This is a genomic window from Paenibacillus massiliensis 2301065 = DSM 16942 (genome assembly GCF_000377505.1).
GTDB classification, from domain to species: domain Bacteria; phylum Bacillota; class Bacilli; order Paenibacillales; family Paenibacillaceae; genus Paenibacillus; species Paenibacillus massiliensis.
Genome location: NZ_KB898193.1, coordinates 184,388 through 201,268 on the forward strand (window position 1 = coordinate 184,388; position 16,881 = coordinate 201,268).

A 16,881-nucleotide genomic window follows, 5' to 3' on the forward strand; every position below is an offset into this window, starting at 1 on the left:
TTATGATCTTAGATGTTCAATATGTCCGAAGTTGAAGTGAGTCTAGTATATCAACAGCTATTTAATATAGTCAATGCAGATTTGACCCTGAGTAGCCCCTGATTGGGGAACTGGGGAACTGCTACAGACCAGCAAGCACCTGATACCATACTCCACGCTTCGAGTACAGTGTTTCGCGCACGGCATCCCAGCCGCCCAAATATTCGATGTCGAACAGGTCCACCGGGTCAGGGAATCGTTCCTTCTCAGCTGCTAGCACCTGCTCATTAACCGAACGAAAACCATGCTTCGCGAAGATCCGTTGCGCCTCATCTGACTGCAAATAGTCAAGAAGTGCCTCGGCAGCTTCACGACTCCCGTGCTTCTCCACATTGGCATCGACAATCGCTGCCGGATTCTCAATACGGATTGTGTCGCGTGGAATGATCACCTCGTATTTTACGCCCTTGGCGATGCGAGCCAGCAGTTCGTTCTCATAGGTAATAATGACGTCGCCTACACCGTATTCAAAAGCCGCCATCGATGCCCGTCCGCTCTTGTCCAAAGACTCCACGTTGCGATGTACATCGACCAGGAATTGCTTGGCTGCGGCGGGACTTTTCTCCCCCTGACGTTCGGACATCTTCAGTCCGGCACCGTAAAGCGCATTAATATCCCACTGTGCGCCTCCTGACGTCTTCGGGTTAGGATACAGCACCTTCACGTCTGGCTTCGTCAGGTCCGGAAAATCACGAATACCGAGCGGATTGCCCTCACGCACTCCCATGACGACAATCGAGCGAGTAACCATTCCACCATATGGCCGTTCCTTCCAGGCAGGAGCAACTAGCCCTGCATCAACGAGCTTTTGTACGTCACCTTCCATAGCCAGCAGCGTTACGTCTGCCTCAAAGCCACCAGCAATCGCCCGTGCCTGTGTACCAGAGGCCTCGTAAGATTCCTGAAAGCGAATCGTCTGCCCGGTCTTCTCCTTGTACTCCTCACGAAAGCGTGGCAGAAGGTCTGCCATCGCATCCTTAACCACGCTATAGGCACCAATGACCAGCGTAACATCAGCCGTATCCCCAGGCGTAGGCTGATCACTGACAGAATCAGACTCTGCCGCTGTACAGGCCGACAAAACCCCCAGGCATAGCAGACAGAACAGTGCAGCCCCTATATGGCGAGTGTATCCAACCAGCTTCCTTCTCATGGCACAGACTCCTTGCTGTTCATCTCAGTTACACAATCATCCCATACATGTTCTATTAGATCATAATCGGCATCGGATCTTCCTTCAGCCTGTTCTCAACCATCCAGCTGCCTTCTTCATTAAATAAATACGCCCGGTGAATGAGTACACGCACATTCTGACCTGGTGTGAGTGTCTCCTTCTCCAGCGAACGATAGGTAATCAGACGCTGGCCCTTGATCTCGACCTCAACCATCCATTCACTCCCGCGAAAATGAAGCTGATGAACCGTACCTTCTTCTGTCGCGGAGCGCAGTGTGAACTCGTGATCCAGCCCCATCTCGATATACTCGGGACGAATTAGCGCCTTGATCCCGGCTCCTGCGGCTTCCTCGAAGCCCCTGAGCGCTGACGCCTCCTCCACGATGGTCGATTCGCCAATGAAGGAAGCAACGAACGGCGTGCCTGGATTTTTGTAAATATCCCAAGGTGTTCCCTTTTGCTCCAGTCTGCCCTGGTTAATAATCATGATCTCATCCGCCACCTCGATGGCCTCATCCTGGTCATGTGTCACAAATATCGACGTGATCCCTACCCGCTCAATCAGCTCCCGCAGCCATGTACGCAGCTCCTGCCGGATCTTTGCATCAATCGCGGCGAACGGCTCATCCAGCAGCAATAGCTGAGGCTCCGGCGCCAATGCACGCGCAAAGGCCACACGCTGACGCTGGCCGCCAGACAATTGATGAGGGTAGCGATGCTCGAAGCCTGCGAGGCCCGTTAGCTCCACCAGCTCTGTGACACGCTCCTTGATCTGTGCCTTGGACAGCTTCTTCACCTTCAAGCCGAAGGCTATGTTATCGTAGACGGACATGTGCTTGAAGAGCGCATAATTCTGAAAAACAAAGCCGATACCACGCTCCTGCGGAGGCAGCTCGTTCACCCGTTGTCCGTGAAACACAATCTCCCCGGTATCCGGCGTCTCCAGCCCGGCAAGCATTCGCAGGATCGAAGTCTTTCCTCCGCCGCTGGGGCCGAGCAGACCAATGAGATGACCTTTACGAATCTCGAATGACACATCCTTCACGGCGTGAAACTGTCCAAAATGCTTGTTGAGCTGACGAACCTCCACATGCTGCATATCAGTGCACTCCCTTTCTTTTTTTGGCCAGCTCCATGAGCAGCAAGAGACCTGCCGAGAAGGCCACCAGAACTAAAGCCAGGCCATTGGCCGCCGTTACATTGAAGTTCTCTACATCCTGATACACCAGTGTAGTCGCTGTCTGGGTCTTGTTCATGATATTTCCGGATACAACCAGCACTGCACCGAATTCCCCAAGAGAGCGTGCCACAGTGAGCACAACTCCATAAATAACCGCCCAGCGGATGGAGGGCCAGGTCACCTTCCAGAAAGTCGTCCAGCCATAAGCGCCCAAGGTGGAAGCTGCCTCTTCCTGCTGCGCTCCGATCTCCTGCAGCACAGGCATAATTTCACGCACCATGAGCGGAAAGGTCACGAACAGTGTAGCAATCACCATGCCTGGGAAAGCGTATACGATCTTGAAGCCACTATCCTCGAACAAGGCTCCCATAACGCTATCCGGTCCCAACAGCAGGACGATCATTAATCCGCCGATGACAGGCGACACCGCATACGGCAGATCGACGATGCTATTCAGGACGTTTTTGACACGCTCACTTAACCAGCCTGCTCTCACTAGATAAAGTGCCGTCATCATTCCGAATAGGGTATTCATCAAAGTTACGACGAGAACGATCAAGCCTGTCATCTTCAGCGCATGGAGCGCCTCTGGACGAAGCATGGCTGTCACGAAGCCGCTCCACCCCTGATCGAAGGCTCCGAATATAATTCGAGTCAACGGAATAATGATAATCACAAGAATAAGAACATAAGTAAGTGTAATCCACCATCTTCTCATCGGCTTCTCCCTCTGCTCTGTACCGTATTAATGCCCCAAAGGATCAGGAAGGACAGGGTCAGCAGCAGGATCGACACCGAGGCAGCTCCCACCGTATTATCACTTTCGACCTCTCCGAAAATATAGACCGATGCCACTAGCGTTCTGCCGGGAATGTTACCCGCTACGAGCACGACCGCACCGAACTCGGCAAGTGCACGCGAGAACGCCAGCATGCCCCCACTAATCATACCGGGTGCCATGGAGGGCAGAATGACCTTCCAGAACGTCACCCCACGGGATGCTCCCAGCGTATAGGAGGCTTCCTCCGCTGAAGGGTCAATCTCCTCCAGCAATGGCTGCACTGCACGAATAACGAATGGGAATGTCACGAATACCATTGCCAGTATAATCGCAGGCTGGTGAAATACGATCTCCAGCCCCCAGCGTCCTGCTGCTGTCCCAAGCAGGCTATTCGGTCCGAGTAGCAGTAGAATCATTAATCCTCCTACCGCAGTCGGTAGCGCGAAGGGCAGATCAATCAGACTATTCATCAAGGTCTTGCCCGGGAAGTCATAGCGGTTCAACGTCCAGGCAATAATCGTTCCGATCAGCACATTGATCAAGGCGGCTATGGCAGCCAGCTTCACAGTCAGCAGCACGGCCTTCCAAGCTATCGGGTCGCTTAGATTCTCCAGTAGCGTGTGCCAGCCAAGGGTAAATGCATTGAAATATACGCCTGTAACCGGCAGTATGACCAGTAGTACGAAATAGAGCAGTACCGTCGTGCGGAACCCCCATGTCCAGCCCGGGTGCCGGATAACCGTATTCATGCCAGCCTACCATCCTTTCTCGTGCTCTCCTTATCCTAAATACCCATAAGCATACTTGGTTTTACTTAACAGCTACTTTACCAATTGATTGAACTTACGTCAATCCCTATCTCATATTTCCATGAGTAGAATATAATAGAAGTGGGTAAACAAAAGAAAAGTCATGATCGAACAGGCTCTACTAGAGCACACAGAAAGGAGAAATACATATGCTGCATACAATAGAGATCACTACAGCCAAGCGGGATGAAATGCGTGATGTAACTCGTGAGGTGGCCGCCTTCGTGGATCAGAGCGGTATACAGGAGGGACTGGTGGTGGTGTACTGTCCACATACGACAGCAGGCATTGCTATTAACGAAAATGCAGATCCTGATGTGAAAAAGGATGTATTAATGAGGCTGAACGAAGTCTATCCGTGGGAGCATCCCGAGTATCGTCATATGGAGGGCAATACGGCGTCCCATTTGAAGGCTATCACAACAGGGAACTCGCAGACAGTGATTATTCATAAAGGCAGATTGCTGCTTGGACGCTGGCAGGGCATTTATTTCTGTGAATTTGACGGACCACGGACACGCCAGATTCATTTTAAGCTCATCCAAGGCTAACCCCCTAGGACGAAGCTGATTTCAGGTTGAATGATCCGTGAAGTGTAGTCGCACGCCTAACATTATCAACAAAAAATAGACGAGGAGTTCCTTACCTATTAGGCTCCCTCGTCTTTTTCGTCTTGTCACCATACATTTCCTTTCGCAATGCAACGTTTTGAAGTATCAAAGTTAATAAAAATGCCGTCAAAAAATCCTCGGCAAGCGTGCAGATTCTATATGCTTTTACAGAGCAGCTGTACATGCGCAATGGCAGTAGGCTTTACCTCTTCAAATGTAATTTTGTCCTGGATGTAGTACGAGATAAATCCATGCAAAGCCAAGAAGATACTATGCGGTACCCTTGCTCTGGATTCGTCAGTATGCGGTTCGGCACCCAGATGATTTCTTACGATCGAAGCGAACAGCTCCAGACACCTGCTTTGCTCAGCACGACAGTAGGCCAGCAACTCCTCGTCACGAATGAGGAACATAATCTCATACTGGTACGGATTTTCAATGCCAAAACGAATAAATTCCAGCAATAAATACTCCGCCTTGCTCAGCCCCTCTTCCGGGGTCGCATTAACGGCGTGCATCAGAATATCTCCCAGTGCCTTGAAATCCTCCATTACAATGGCGTAGAAAAGCTCAGCCTTCTCCTTAAAATGATAATACAAGGATCCGTGACTGTATCCCAGATGCTGGCCAATGCTGCGCATGGAGATAGCACGGTATCCCTTGGTAATAAAAAGATGCCTGGCGGCCTCCAATATCCTCTCTCTTGACAACTCCTGATCAACTGCTCTTCTAGCCATAGTATTTATTCCCCTTCGATAAAGTAAAGCTGGCTTCCCTTCGTTAAAAGGCACTGTCCCTGGGTCAAATCTGTCATCCAGTGCTGAAAGGCCTCCGCTTCACCACTTACAGGATAACAGGCCAACACGACCTTATCCGTGAATACAGTATCCCCCGTTCGGACTCCACGACCCCGAAGCTCATTTTCTACCTTGCCCAGCCATGTGTAGTCCAATTCAACCTTTATTTCCTGATGTAGCACTCGCGTAATAGCTTCCCCTGCTTCAATGGCAGCGACCGCACCATCCGTATAAGCGCGGATCAAGCCACCGGCTCCCAGCATAATACCACCAAAATACCGAGTTACTACAATAGCAACATTCTTCAAGCCTTGATTGCGGATGACCTCCAGGATCGGTTTGCCAGCGGTACCACTCGGCTCCCCGTCATCCGATTGCTTCTGAATCTCATCGCGCTCGCCAATCATATAAGCGGAGCAGTTATGCGTGGCATTCCAGTTCTGCTTCTTGATTCCGTCAATAAACGCAATCGCTGCCTCTTCGTCTTCCACCGGCTGCACATATCCGATGAAGCGGGACTTCTTGATGACAATCTCACGATGTCCGGCCTGACGAACGGTTCGATAGCTTTCCAACATACGCGTAACAATCCAATCTTATCAGATTTTGCAAGAAAGCAGTCCACGGCTTGCATACAGTGAACTGCTTTCTTGTCTTGTTATGCAGAGGCTACTTGATGACGCAACCTCTGTGCTTCAGTTCCCTCAGGTTTGAATTACTCAGTCAATCTTGCTTCCAGCTTCGCTTTCTCTTCCTCAAAGCCTGGTTTGCCCAGCAGTGCAAACATATTCTTCTTGTAAGCCTCTACGCCCGGCTGATCGAACGGATTCACACCCAGCAGGTATCCGCTGATGCCACAAGCCTTCTCAAAGAAGTATACCAGATATCCGAACGAATAAGGTGTCATATCTGGAATGTTCACAATCAGGTTAGGAACCTGACCGTCTGTGTGAGCAAGCATCGTTCCTTGGAACGCTTTTTTGTTAACAAAATCCATCGTCTTGCCAGTCAGGAAGTTCAGACCGTCCAGATCGTCTGCATCTTCCTCAATGGTGATATGGCTAGGTACGTTCTCTACCTGAATAACTGTCTCGAAAATATTACGGCTGCCCTCTTGGATAAATTGACCCATGGAGTGCAAATCTGTCGAGAAGTCAACCGATGCCGGGTAAATTCCCTTGAAGTCCTTACCTTCGCTCTCACCGAACAGTTGCTTCCACCATTCCGATACGAAGTGCAGAGAAGGCTCGTAGTTCACGAGAATCTCAGTGCCTTTGCCTTTACGGTACAGAGCATTCCGTACAGCGGCATACTGGTAAGCTTCGTTCTCAGCAACATTAGGATTGCTGTATTCCTTGGAAGCGTCAGCAGCACCTTGCATCATCTCTTCGATGTTGATTCCAGCAGTAGCGATAGGCAGCAGGCCTACAGCCGTCAGCACGGAGTAACGTCCGCCTACGTCGTCAGGAATAATGAAAGATTCGTAGCCTTCTTCATTCGCCAGCTTCTTCAATGCACCACGTTCTTGATCCGTTGTAGCATAGATGCGTTTGCGAGCTTCTTCTTTACCGTACTTCTTCTCCAGTGCTGCACGGAAAATACGGAAAGCAATTGCTGGCTCCGTAGTCGTACCGGACTTGGAGATGACATTGACGGAGAAATCCTTGCCTTCAATCAGATCCAGCAGATGGTTCACATAAGTGGAGCTGATGTTGTTACCAGCAAAGTAGATTTCCGGAGTCTTACGCTTGTCCTTCGGCAGCATATTATAGAAGGAATGAGACAGCATCTCGATCGCTGCACGCGCACCCAGGTAAGATCCACCGATTCCAATGACGATCAGAACTTCGGAATCACTTTGGATTTTGGCAGCTGCCTTTTGGATACGTGAGAACTCTTCTTTATCATAGTTGGTCGGCAGATCAATCCAGCCGAGGTAGTCAGAGCCTGCTCCCGTCTGGTTATGTAACTGTTCATGAGCCAGCTTGATGGGCTCAGCGAAATAATAAACTTCGTGTTGGCCTACAAAGCTCAGTGCCTTGCTGTAATCAAATGTTACTTTTTTGGACATGGATAGAACCTCCTGTTTTACCATTGCCAATGGTCAGGGCATTTGCCTCTGATGCGACTTAGCAATAGAATACTTTAATTTAAAGAACCTGACAAGCGTATGCCACAAAGCGGCCCTTGACCATGATGCCACAGGGCAGCAGCTATAGCTGTGATATAAGTCAGACTGAGTAGTCCTGCTATGATGCTGTAGTACTGTTCTGCTGTGGGATAGAAAAAGGGTAAGACCGTAATATCACGGTACCTACCCTCCGGCAGCCTCCAAAATCAAGTACTGCTACTTGGCTGACTTAGCTCCCTCAATAGGAATTGTTCCGGCCAAAGCGGGTACTGCTCTCGGTAAGCTCCCTCTACTCACATTAATCTGCCGGGTAAGAGCAGCAGTAATCCGTTACACTGCGCACTTCCAGCTTAAAGGAGGACTTGGCAGGAACATGGAAAGTTCCTTCTCCTTGAATCTCCAGCCATTGCTCTTCACCAGGGAGTTGTACACGCAGATCGCCAGCGAGAATCTCCATAATCTCACGAGAATCAGTCCCAAATTCATAAGAGCCTGGAAGCATGATGCCAAGCGTAACCTTGGAGCCATCCTGCAAAATGACGGTACGGCTAGTAACCTGACCATCATAATAGATATTTGCCTTCTTAATAACGCTAACGTTGTCAAATCGCCCCATGGATGCCGCTTCTCCTTTGTCCGGTCAGATATATTGCCAAAAGCCTAAGGCTTATAGTTAAGACTACAGCAATGCTTTCACTTTGCTAACTACGTTCTCTACAGTGAAGCCATATTCACTTACGACGCGGTCGCCAGGTGCGGAAGCACCGAAGGTGGAAATACCGAGGATATCTCCTTGGTCACCCACATACTTCTCCCAGCCCATCGGGTAAGCCATCTCTACAGCCAGACGAGCTTTTACAGATGGAAGAATTACAGAATCCTTATACGCCTTGTCCTGCTTCTCGAACAAATCCCAGCTCGGCATACTGATGACACGGACATGGATGCCTTCGGCAGCCAGTGCTTCGTGAGCCTTCACAGCCAGTTGAACCTCGGAGCCTGTAGCGATAATTTGCGCCACTGCAGTACCTTCCTTAGCATCAGCCACGACATAAGCACCACGACGGATACCTTCACGTGCATGCTCTGCTGTAGCAGACAGGATCGGCAGGTTCTGACGAGTCAGCACCAGCGCTACCGGATTGCCCGTATTTTCCATCGTATAAGCCCAAGCTGCGGAAGTCTCATTACCATCTGCTGGGCGAATTACAGTCAGGTTCGGAATAATACGCAGGGAAGCGAGTTGTTCGATCGGCTCGTGAGTCGGGCCATCCTCACCTACAGCAATACTGTCATGCGTAAGCACGTAGGTTACAGGCAATCCCATCAGTGCAGCCAGACGTACAGCTGGACGCAGGTAATCGGTGAATACGAAGAACGTACCGCCGAAGATCTTCACACCACTGTGCAGAGCCATACCGTTCATGGCTGCTGCCATACCGAATTCACGGATACCGAAGTAGATATTGCGGCCCGCATAATCCTCTGGAGTAAAGTTGGTCAGGTTGTTCAGGTGTGTCATCGTCGAGCTCTCAAGGTCTGCAGAGCCGCCAGTCAGGAACGGAATGTTCGGTGCCAGGCCGTTCAGTGCATTACCAGAAGCTACGCGAGTGGAGACAGCCTTGTCCTCAGCGGAGTACTTAGGCAGGTCACGATCCCAGCCCTCTGGAAGCTTGCCGCTAATCGCGATCTCGAATTGTGCTGCCAGCTCTGGATAAGCCTTTTTGTACTCAGCGAACAGTGCATCCCACTCTTTGTTAGTGGCGATTCCTTTTTCCTTCACGCTCGCGAAATGCTCACGAACCTCTTGTGGTACATAGAAATCCTCTTCATATACCCATTTGTAGAATTCCTTGGTCAGCTTCGCTTCTTCCGCACCCAGCGGAGAACCGTGTGTACCACCATGGCCGCCTTTACCTTGCTTGTTCGGGCTTCCGTAACCGATGACCGTCTTCACTTCGATCAGGGTAGGACGAATCGCTTCGCCCTGTGCTTCAGCAATAGCTTTCTCGATGGCAGGGAGATCGTTACCATCTTCTACACGCAGCACTTGCCAGCCATAAGCTTCAAAGCGCTTAGCTACGCTTTCACTGGAGGAAAGATTCAGCTCACCATCCAAAGTAATATCGTTGGAATCGAACAGTACAATCAGCTTGCCAAGGTGCAGACGTCCAGCAAGGGAAGCTGCTTCGTGGGATACACCCTCCATCAGGTCTCCATCGCCGCAAATCGCATATGTAAAGTGATCTACGACATTGAATTTATCCTTATTATACGTAGCAGCCATTTGAGCTTCAGCCATAGCCATACCTACAGCCATCGCAATACCTTGTCCCAAAGGACCCGTAGTAGCATCTACACCAGCTGTGTGACCAAATTCAGGGTGACCTGGAGTCAAGCTTCCCCATTGGCGGAACTGCTTGATTTCTTCCATAGGCAGATCGTACCCGCTCAGATGGAGCAGGCTGTATAGCAACATGGAGCCATGTCCAGCGGAAAGTACAAAGCGGTCGCGGTTAATCCATGTCGGATGATCAGGGTTGTGGTTCATCGTCTTCGCAAACAATTGGTAGCCCATTGGAGCCGAACCCATTGGCATGCCCGGATGACCGGATTTGGCTTTCTCAATAGCGTCAATAGCCAGTGTACGGATCGTCGTAATGGACAGGTTATCAATCGTTGAGTTCTCTTCCTTATGAATCGCTTGCTTGTCGTCAGTCATGGTAAGCCTCCTCATAATAAATAACAAAGTATACCGTTGGTGAGTCGTGGCACAGAGGCGTCCCCAGAGCAGACAATGTTGGTCATTGCGCTGTCCGATGGAATCCATCTGCTTGAATCTTTCAATTTGACTTATTCATTCTCATGTATTGTACCATTTGCCACGCGGCTTTGCCAGATGTCAAAACGCTTTGAAGCCATTATCAAATAATATACCCGTTATAAGTAAAGCAATGCTCCATTGTCAAACCAGAATACAATTCGGACCGTGTCGTCACTCGGAATACCCCTCACCCGGGCTACCATGAGGACTGCATCATTATGCATGTTGGTAGAGAACTCCAAAATAACGCAAATAAGTTCCCTTCACCCATGAAGGTAAAAGGAACTCATCTCTGCGAAAGCCCTTGACCAAAATAGCTTATACACACTGCGTGTGGGTTGGTATTTAACTCTCTCTATTGGGTCTCAAAAGGTGGGGCCAACTAGTCTGACGCATTCTAGTGACATGGTTTTGCAGACTAACTCCAGTAAGGATTATTGCCCACTTTGGCTTCCCGCATCCGTTGCAGTTGTTGAAGCATCCGATGTGCTGCCAGAGGCGGCGCCGTCTGCTGCTGCTTGATCTTCATTTGGCTTGGATGGTGGATTGCCCTCCCCTTCCGGCGGTGCACCCTCAGGAGGTGTTCCATCTGGTGGTGTTCCTTCTGGCGGTCCACCTGCCGGCGGCGTGCCTTGCGGTGGTGTTCCTGTCCTGCCATCATTCGCAGCCTGCGGAGTTGCAGCGTCCGTTCCACTACTTGTATTCGTATCCGTACTTCTCATACTAGAGTTCATATCGTTACTTGTGTCGGTGTCGATGTCGGTATTGGTTTTGGTGTTGGTATTGGTGTCAGTATTAGAGTTCGTGCTGGATACAGCGGAGGAGGAGTTAGTTGCACCTGAGCTAGATGTATCATTTGTACTTCCGCAAGCGCTAAGGGCAACGGTCATCGTGAGCATTGCGGCAATTGTAGCTAAGTTTTTCTTTTCCATGGGATTAGGCCTCTTTCCATTGATAATAGTAAAGATAAGATTGGTACGAACTCTTGATTCCCTCACATTATCTCCCATGAAGCTGAAGCACTTATGAATGCACGTTGAGTATTTCCTGAATGCACCAATAGTCAGTAAGTAAACACATAGCATACAAACAATGAAGCAACGTAATAGTACTCTACGGCACCCCATGAAAAATAAAGTAGCTACATGTCAGCAGTTCATAACTTTATATGCCATACACATAAATGACAGAAACATATGTAACACAAACATATATAACACAAACACAAACAGCTTTAAAGACAGGGACACACAAGTAATACACAGATGGAAATGTACAAGTGATACACAAAAGGAAATACACGACAGGTATACATCAACCTGTACACCTGTGCACCAAGCCAAGGTATAAAACCAAATATAGCCCATAGAGTCCGTCCTCAAGGAACAGCTTCTACGGGCTATACAAAAAAATCACTTGAATTAGAATACGGTCATTGATTAGAATACAACCGTCTTGTTCTCATGCACCAGAATACGATCTTCTACATGCCATTTGACCGCACGGGCTAAGACGACACGCTCAATGGTCCGTCCAATCCGCTTCAGCTCATTTACATCATCACGATGGCTGACCCTTTGAACGTCCTGCTCAATGATCGGACCGCCGTCCAGCTCCTCGGTCACATAGTGTGCCGTAGCCCCGATAATTTTAACCCCACGGTTATAGGCTTGCGCATAAGGCTTTCCCCCCACGAAGGCAGGCAAGAAGGAATGATGAATGTTAATAATGCGATTGCGGTAATGCTCAATGAACTTAGGTGAAATGATCTGCATATAACGAGCCAGAATAATAACATCAATCTCGCTACCGATCAGCTCTAACTGTCGACGTTCTGCCTCAGCCTTCGTATCTGCCGTTACGGGGACATGATGGTACGGAATCCCGAATGATTCAACGTACTCCTTCATATCTGGATGGTTACTGATGACCATAGCGATATCCGCATCCAGATCACCTGCCTGCCATTGCCACAACAGCTCTACGAGACAATGATCCTCCTTGGAGACGAAGATCACTAGCTTCTTCTTACGGCTCACATTCGTGATCGTCCAATCCATATTGAACTGGGAAGCCACCTGCCCAAAATCCTGCTCCAGGCCTGGCAGCGAGGAATCTAGTTCGGGAAGGTCGAACTCGACACGCATGAAGAACATTCCGCCTTCTGGGTCCATTGTGTACTGATCGGATTGAACGATGTTCGCACCGTGCTCATGCAAAAAGCGTGAGACAGCTGCAACGATGCCCGGACCATCCGGACAGGAAATCAACATGCGTGCACGATTAGCATGAGTCGTGTGTGCAGCATTGTGTGTGTTCTTTACATGAAGCTCCATTTGAAAAATGATCCCCCTTGATTATGCATTCACCAACAGCTCCTTGCCTGACAGCAGGGCAATGAGGCGGTGGTTAATCTCTTGTTCTGTAAGCTCCGGGAAAATAGACGCCTGCACAACGGTATCGTACAATCGCTCCAGTGGCTCCCTTGGGTCAGCTTTTCTCGCTTTAGCATCACTCTTCAGCAGATCCCAGGTACTCAGGACAAATTCCCGAAGATTCGTATCGGACTTGCGGAAAAATGCATGCAGCTCTTCTACTTGCGTCAAGAACTGCTCACCGAAGCGCTCAGCTACATTACCGCGCAGAAGTGCGATTTCAGCCTCATACATCGGCTGCTGCGTCTTGGCATCCTTACCAATCCATGGTGTCTCCAGAATGAACGGACGATCCTTCAGCAGCTCATGATTGACGATATTGCGAATCGTGTCATATCCGATGTATCCCGTGCCGATAGGTGTATGTCTGTCTTTGCCAGCGCCTACCGGATTCTTGCTATCATTCAAGTGAACGACTGCAATACGATCCACACCGACGAGCCGATCAAATTCCTGAAGCACCCCATCCAGATTGTCCACAATATTATAGCCGGCATCGTGAATGTGACATGTATCCATACAGACCGTTAGACGCTCATTGTGCTCGACCTTATCCATAATGGCCGCGATCTCCTCGAAGCTTCTGCCAATCTCCGTGCCTTTTCCCGCCATCGTCTCTAGGGCAATATTGACCTCCGTCTCCTTAACCCCGCTCAATACCTCATTAAGACCGTCGGCAATGCGGTTAATCCCGTATTCCTGATCCTTGTCCGTAAAGGCACCCGGGTGGAGCACGATATTCTTCACGCCAATCGCATGGGTGCGGCGAATCTCTTCCTGCAGGAAGCTAACGGCAAGCTCGTACGTTGCTTCTTTATAGGATCCCAGGTTGATGATATATGGGGCATGAACGACAATCTCGCCCATCCCTGCCTCAACCATTAGTTGCTTACCTTCGTCCAAATACATGGACTCCATCGGCTTGCGACGTGTATTTTGTGGTGCTCCTGTATAAATCATAAATGAACTGGACCCGTAAGATACCGCTTCCTTCGTGGCACTTAGCAGGCCCTTGTCCGAGAAAGATACATGGGAACCGATTTTCAACATGTTGCATCCCCCTTTTAACCTTCGCGAATTATTCCCCTATTCTAACGTGATTATCACGTACAAACAACATTAATATCCTAGAAGATATGAGAATATAAGAGAAGTGTCAATGTGATGGCTTGGTTGATGCAAAGGATACTACGGATATCATAGACATGACGATGATGAATGAAAGGTACGAAGGATGCAATGACACGGTTGATCACATGAAACCATAGATACAAAGAAACCCATGGATGCGGTACGACCCATAAGATACGATGGATGTGTAGGTACTGTGAATGCGAAGGGTACTGTGAATGCGTTGGATAAGCTACTTCTGTATTTCTTCTCCTTTTGATTCCAGACAATTATTTCCGTTATGATAAGAATCACATACACATCTGCGCGACAAAAGCGTCAAGCATCTGTACACGGGTATTTTAATTTAGAAGCAACGTATATATCACTCCATTGAAGAGGACGGAGATACACTTGAAAATAGCTATTTGCGGTGGAAGCGGGCTTATTGGCAGCGCACTGGTAGACTTCAGCAAAAAAAATAACCATGACATCATTATCGTATCGCGAAAATCTCCTGATCGAGAAGCATCAGACTCCGCTATTACTTATGTAACCTGGGATGAGCTGAAGCATAATCCAGAGCATTTGGAAGAAATCGATGCCCTGGTCAATCTCGCAGGCGAGAATTTGAACCAACGCTGGACGAATGCAGCCAGGAAGCGCATCCTGCAATCCAGACTCGATACAGTTGCTTCTGTCGCCAGCATTGTAGCAGCTCTCAAGCACAAGCCCAAAGTAGTCATCCAGGCTTCGGCTATGGGCATATACGGCACCTCGGATACAGCTACTTTTGTAGAGAACTCGCCCACTCGTACTGACAGCTTTTTGGCAGAAGTCAGCTCAAAATGGGAGCAGGCAGCCGACGCCATCCAAGATACACGTTTAGTGAAACTTAGAATTACTGTGGTACTGAGCAATAAGGGCGGAGCTTATCCTTTGCTGCGTCTGCCTTACAAGCTTGGTGTCGGCGGCAAAATGGGTGATGGACAGCAATGGACAAGCTGGGTCCACATCGCTGATATGGTTGGCATTATCAACCACTGCATTCACGATACTAGCATCTCTGGGCCAGTAAATGCTGTAGCTCCCCATCCTGTACGCAATGAGGACTTCGGCCAAACCATTGCAAAAGTCTATCATCGGCCTCATTGGCTGAAGGTACCTGGTTTTGCAGTATCCGCAGCCATGGGTGAAGCCAGCGAGCTCGTTCTGGAGGGACAGAAGGTACTCCCTGCCAAGCTGCTGGAGCATGGATATACCTTCCAATTCCCAACGCTGGAAAAAGCTTTGGAGGCTCTGCATCGGGCGGAGCAGGAGGGCTCTTAAGCCCTCCTGAACACTACATGGCTCTAGTCACTTACTTCTTATCTATTCACTTGCTTCTTATCTACTTGCTTCTCACCTACTCACTTGCTTGCCTCCAGCACTTCCAGACCATTCAAGTATGGTTGCAAGGCTGCAGGGATTCGAATACTGCCATCCTCCATTTGATGATTCTCCAGCAGTGGAATTAGAATGCGTGGTGAAGCTACGGCTGTATTATTCAAGGTGTGGCAATAGACGAGCTTGCCCTCCGCATCCCTGCAACGAATATTAGATCGACGAGCCTGAAAATCATGAAGGTTCGAGGAGGAATGCGTCTCCCCGTATGCATTACGGCTAGGCATCCATGTCTCGATATCATACTGTTTGTACGTTTTTTGCCCCATATCTCCTGTGCACACTGCAACCACTCGATAAGGTAATTCCAATAGCTGCAATAGCTCCTCGGCATGCCCTGTTATTTCCTGAAGCATGGCTTCGGATACATCAGCAGACGGCTCACACAGGATGACCTGTTCCACCTTCGCGAATTGATGCACCCGATACAGTCCTCTTACATCCCGACCACTGGAGCCTACTTCACTGCGAAAGCAAGTGGATGCAGCAGCAAGCTTTATAGGTTCACTTACATCAACAATTTCATCTGCGTAATAGGATACCAATGGAACCTCGGATGTGCCTACTAGCCATCTTTCTTCATCCTCCAGCTTATAGACCTGATCACGCCCTAGCGGAAAGAAGCCTGTATTGAGTAAAGCTGGCTCCCTGACCAGTAACGGTACCTCCAGAGGAGTGAATCCATGGCGTAGCAGGATATCCATTGCCAACTGCTGAACAGCTCGATGCAGCAATACGCCGGCGCCTTTCAGGACATAACTACGAGCCCCGCCCATCTTGACCCCACGTGCAATATCAAGCAGGTCATGAAGCTCCCCTAGCTCCACATGATCCCGGAAGCCTACCGGCAGTGAGGGAATCATACCTACCACACGTAGCTCTACATTATCCAAGTCAGAATTACCAACAGGTGTATCTGGAGATACGACGTTAGGAATCAAATATAATAAACGCTTCACCTCAAGCTGCACTTGATCCAGAGTAGCATCCAGTCTCGCCAGTTGTTCGTTGATGTTCAGCACCTGCTCACGCAGCGCATCTGCCTCCGGCTTCATCCCCTCACGCAGCAGTTGACCGACCTTCGTCGAATGACGATTCCGTTCTGCCCGCAGCAGCTCCGTCTCCTGCAATAGAGCACGCCGCTCTTCATCCCGGGCCAACAGCTCATCTACAGACACATCAATCCTTTTGCCGTTAGCAGCCTCTTGTACCTGCTCCGCATGCTCCCGAATCCATTTCAAATCCAACATCGTTACCGTCTCCTTTGGCTAAAAAAATACAAAGAGCGCCCTCATCCCTTGGGACGAGGAGCGCTCTGCTCGCGGTGCCACCCAACTTGCCAAAGCATGCTTATGGTGCCTGCTTGGCCTCTTGGTCCGCGATAACGGGCGGTTCCGGTTAACTTGGAGAGAAGCTAGCTCCCCTGGCGATAACGCCTCCGAGTTGGATTCTCTTCAATGGCGTGATTCCGATCTGTAATTGTACGGACCATTATAATGGAACAGTAGGCCTACTTGCAAGTAATAGTGAAATTTGGACAAATAGCA

At 49.4% G+C, this 16,881-nt stretch carries 15 protein-coding genes; 2 read left to right on the forward strand and 13 right to left on the reverse strand.

The window, feature by feature from the left end; translation table 11 throughout:
* Positions 1–121: 121 nt before the first annotated feature.
* From D328_RS0118790 to cysT, 4 genes are read right to left on the reverse strand one after another with little or no spacing between them, the layout of a single operon-like run.
* Positions 122–1,192, reverse strand: coding sequence for a sulfate ABC transporter substrate-binding protein (locus D328_RS0118790; protein ID WP_018886587.1), 1,071 nt, complete (start codon positions 1,190–1,192; stop codon positions 122–124).
* A 55-nt stretch (positions 1,193–1,247) separates the two neighbouring features.
* Positions 1,248–2,312: a sulfate/molybdate ABC transporter ATP-binding protein gene (locus D328_RS0118795; RefSeq protein WP_018886588.1), complete on the reverse strand. Its 1,065-nt coding sequence runs from the start codon at positions 2,310–2,312 to the stop codon at positions 1,248–1,250.
* A gap of 1 nt (position 2,313) precedes the next feature.
* Positions 2,314–3,111 (reverse strand): sulfate ABC transporter permease subunit, encoded by a 798-nt coding sequence (locus tag D328_RS0118800; protein ID WP_018886589.1) that lies wholly within the window; start codon positions 3,109–3,111, stop codon positions 2,314–2,316.
* On the reverse strand, positions 3,108–3,923 hold the full coding sequence (gene cysT / locus D328_RS0118805; protein ID WP_018886590.1) for a sulfate ABC transporter permease subunit CysT: 816 nt from the start codon (positions 3,921–3,923) through the stop codon (positions 3,108–3,110). Before cysT ends, D328_RS0118800 begins: the two co-directional genes overlap by 4 nt.
* Before the next feature lie 209 nt (positions 3,924–4,132).
* Here cysT and D328_RS0118810 point away from each other — a divergent pair, with 209 nt between their 5' ends.
* Entirely contained in the window at positions 4,133–4,534 is a 402-nt protein-coding gene (locus D328_RS0118810; protein WP_018886591.1) for a secondary thiamine-phosphate synthase enzyme YjbQ, read from the forward strand.
* A 215-nt stretch (positions 4,535–4,749) separates the two neighbouring features.
* On the opposite strand, the gene D328_RS0118815 is transcribed toward D328_RS0118810, so the two are convergent.
* The 8 genes from D328_RS0118815 to D328_RS0118850 all read right to left on the reverse strand — a co-directional run bounded on the left by D328_RS0118815 (position 4,750) and on the right by D328_RS0118850 (position 13,831).
* Positions 4,750–5,331 (reverse strand): TetR/AcrR family transcriptional regulator, encoded by a 582-nt coding sequence (locus tag D328_RS0118815; protein WP_018886592.1) that lies wholly within the window; start codon positions 5,329–5,331, stop codon positions 4,750–4,752.
* A gap of 5 nt (positions 5,332–5,336) precedes the next feature.
* Positions 5,337–5,969, reverse strand: coding sequence for a YigZ family protein (locus D328_RS0118820; protein WP_018886593.1), 633 nt, complete (start codon positions 5,967–5,969; stop codon positions 5,337–5,339).
* Positions 5,970–6,106: 137 nt separating this feature from the next.
* Entirely contained in the window at positions 6,107–7,462 is a 1,356-nt protein-coding gene (locus D328_RS0118825) for a glucose-6-phosphate isomerase (RefSeq protein WP_018886594.1), read from the reverse strand.
* A gap of 358 nt (positions 7,463–7,820) precedes the next feature.
* Positions 7,821–8,138 carry a pyrimidine/purine nucleoside phosphorylase gene (gene ppnP, locus D328_RS0118830; protein ID WP_018886595.1) on the reverse strand — a complete coding sequence of 106 codons (318 nt, stop codon included), beginning with the start codon at positions 8,136–8,138 and terminating at the stop codon, positions 7,821–7,823.
* 63 nt (positions 8,139–8,201) lie between these two features.
* Positions 8,202–10,244: a transketolase gene (gene tkt / locus D328_RS0118835; RefSeq protein WP_018886596.1), complete on the reverse strand. Its 2,043-nt coding sequence runs from the start codon at positions 10,242–10,244 to the stop codon at positions 8,202–8,204.
* A 536-nt stretch (positions 10,245–10,780) separates the two neighbouring features.
* On the reverse strand, positions 10,781–11,278 hold the full coding sequence (locus D328_RS31280) for a hypothetical protein (RefSeq protein WP_018886597.1): 498 nt from the start codon (positions 11,276–11,278) through the stop codon (positions 10,781–10,783).
* Between the two features lie 507 nt (positions 11,279–11,785).
* Positions 11,786–12,682, reverse strand: a complete 897-nt coding sequence (gene purU / locus D328_RS0118845; protein WP_018886598.1) for a formyltetrahydrofolate deformylase — start codon at positions 12,680–12,682, stop codon at positions 11,786–11,788.
* Positions 12,683–12,703: 21 nt separating this feature from the next.
* Entirely contained in the window at positions 12,704–13,831 is a 1,128-nt protein-coding gene (locus D328_RS0118850; protein ID WP_018886599.1) for a deoxyribonuclease IV, read from the reverse strand.
* 474 nt (positions 13,832–14,305) lie between these two features.
* On the opposite strand from D328_RS0118850, the gene D328_RS0118855 reads away from it, so the two are divergent.
* Positions 14,306–15,220, forward strand: a complete 915-nt coding sequence (locus tag D328_RS0118855; RefSeq protein ID WP_018886600.1) for a TIGR01777 family oxidoreductase — start codon at positions 14,306–14,308, stop codon at positions 15,218–15,220.
* 80 nt (positions 15,221–15,300) lie between these two features.
* Here D328_RS0118855 and serS read toward each other — a convergent pair whose 3' ends face one another.
* Positions 15,301–16,584: a serine--tRNA ligase gene (gene serS, locus D328_RS0118860; RefSeq protein ID WP_018886601.1), complete on the reverse strand. Its 1,284-nt coding sequence runs from the start codon at positions 16,582–16,584 to the stop codon at positions 15,301–15,303.
* Positions 16,585–16,881: the final 297 nt, after the last annotated feature.

Bases quoted from the DNA above. Each gene is read 5' to 3' on its own strand.
- D328_RS0118790 (WP_018886587.1), bottom strand. From the start codon at position 1,192: ATGAGAAGGAAGCTGGTTGGATACACTCGCCATATAGGGGCTGCACTG.
- D328_RS0118795 (WP_018886588.1), bottom strand. From the start codon at position 2,312: ATGCAGCATGTGGAGGTTCGTCAGCTCAACAAGCATTTTGGACAGTTT.
- D328_RS0118800 (WP_018886589.1), bottom strand. From the start codon at position 3,111: ATGAGAAGATGGTGGATTACACTTACTTATGTTCTTATTCTTGTGATT.
- cysT (WP_018886590.1), bottom strand. From the start codon at position 3,923: ATGAATACGGTTATCCGGCACCCGGGCTGGACATGGGGGTTCCGCACG.
- D328_RS0118810 (WP_018886591.1), top strand. From the start codon at position 4,133: ATGCTGCATACAATAGAGATCACTACAGCCAAGCGGGATGAAATGCGT.
- D328_RS0118815 (WP_018886592.1), bottom strand. From the start codon at position 5,331: ATGGCTAGAAGAGCAGTTGATCAGGAGTTGTCAAGAGAGAGGATATTG.
- D328_RS0118820 (WP_018886593.1), bottom strand. From the start codon at position 5,969: ATGTTGGAAAGCTATCGAACCGTTCGTCAGGCCGGACATCGTGAGATT.
- D328_RS0118825 (WP_018886594.1), bottom strand. From the start codon at position 7,462: ATGTCCAAAAAAGTAACATTTGATTACAGCAAGGCACTGAGCTTTGTA.
- ppnP (WP_018886595.1), bottom strand. From the start codon at position 8,138: ATGGGGCGATTTGACAACGTTAGCGTTATTAAGAAGGCAAATATCTAT.
- tkt (WP_018886596.1), bottom strand. From the start codon at position 10,244: ATGACTGACGACAAGCAAGCGATTCATAAGGAAGAGAACTCAACGATT.
- D328_RS31280 (WP_018886597.1), bottom strand. From the start codon at position 11,278: ATGGAAAAGAAAAACTTAGCTACAATTGCCGCAATGCTCACGATGACC.
- purU (WP_018886598.1), bottom strand. From the start codon at position 12,682: ATGGAGCTTCATGTAAAGAACACACACAATGCTGCACACACGACTCAT.
- D328_RS0118850 (WP_018886599.1), bottom strand. From the start codon at position 13,831: ATGTTGAAAATCGGTTCCCATGTATCTTTCTCGGACAAGGGCCTGCTA.
- serS (WP_018886601.1), bottom strand. From the start codon at position 16,584: ATGTTGGATTTGAAATGGATTCGGGAGCATGCGGAGCAGGTACAAGAG.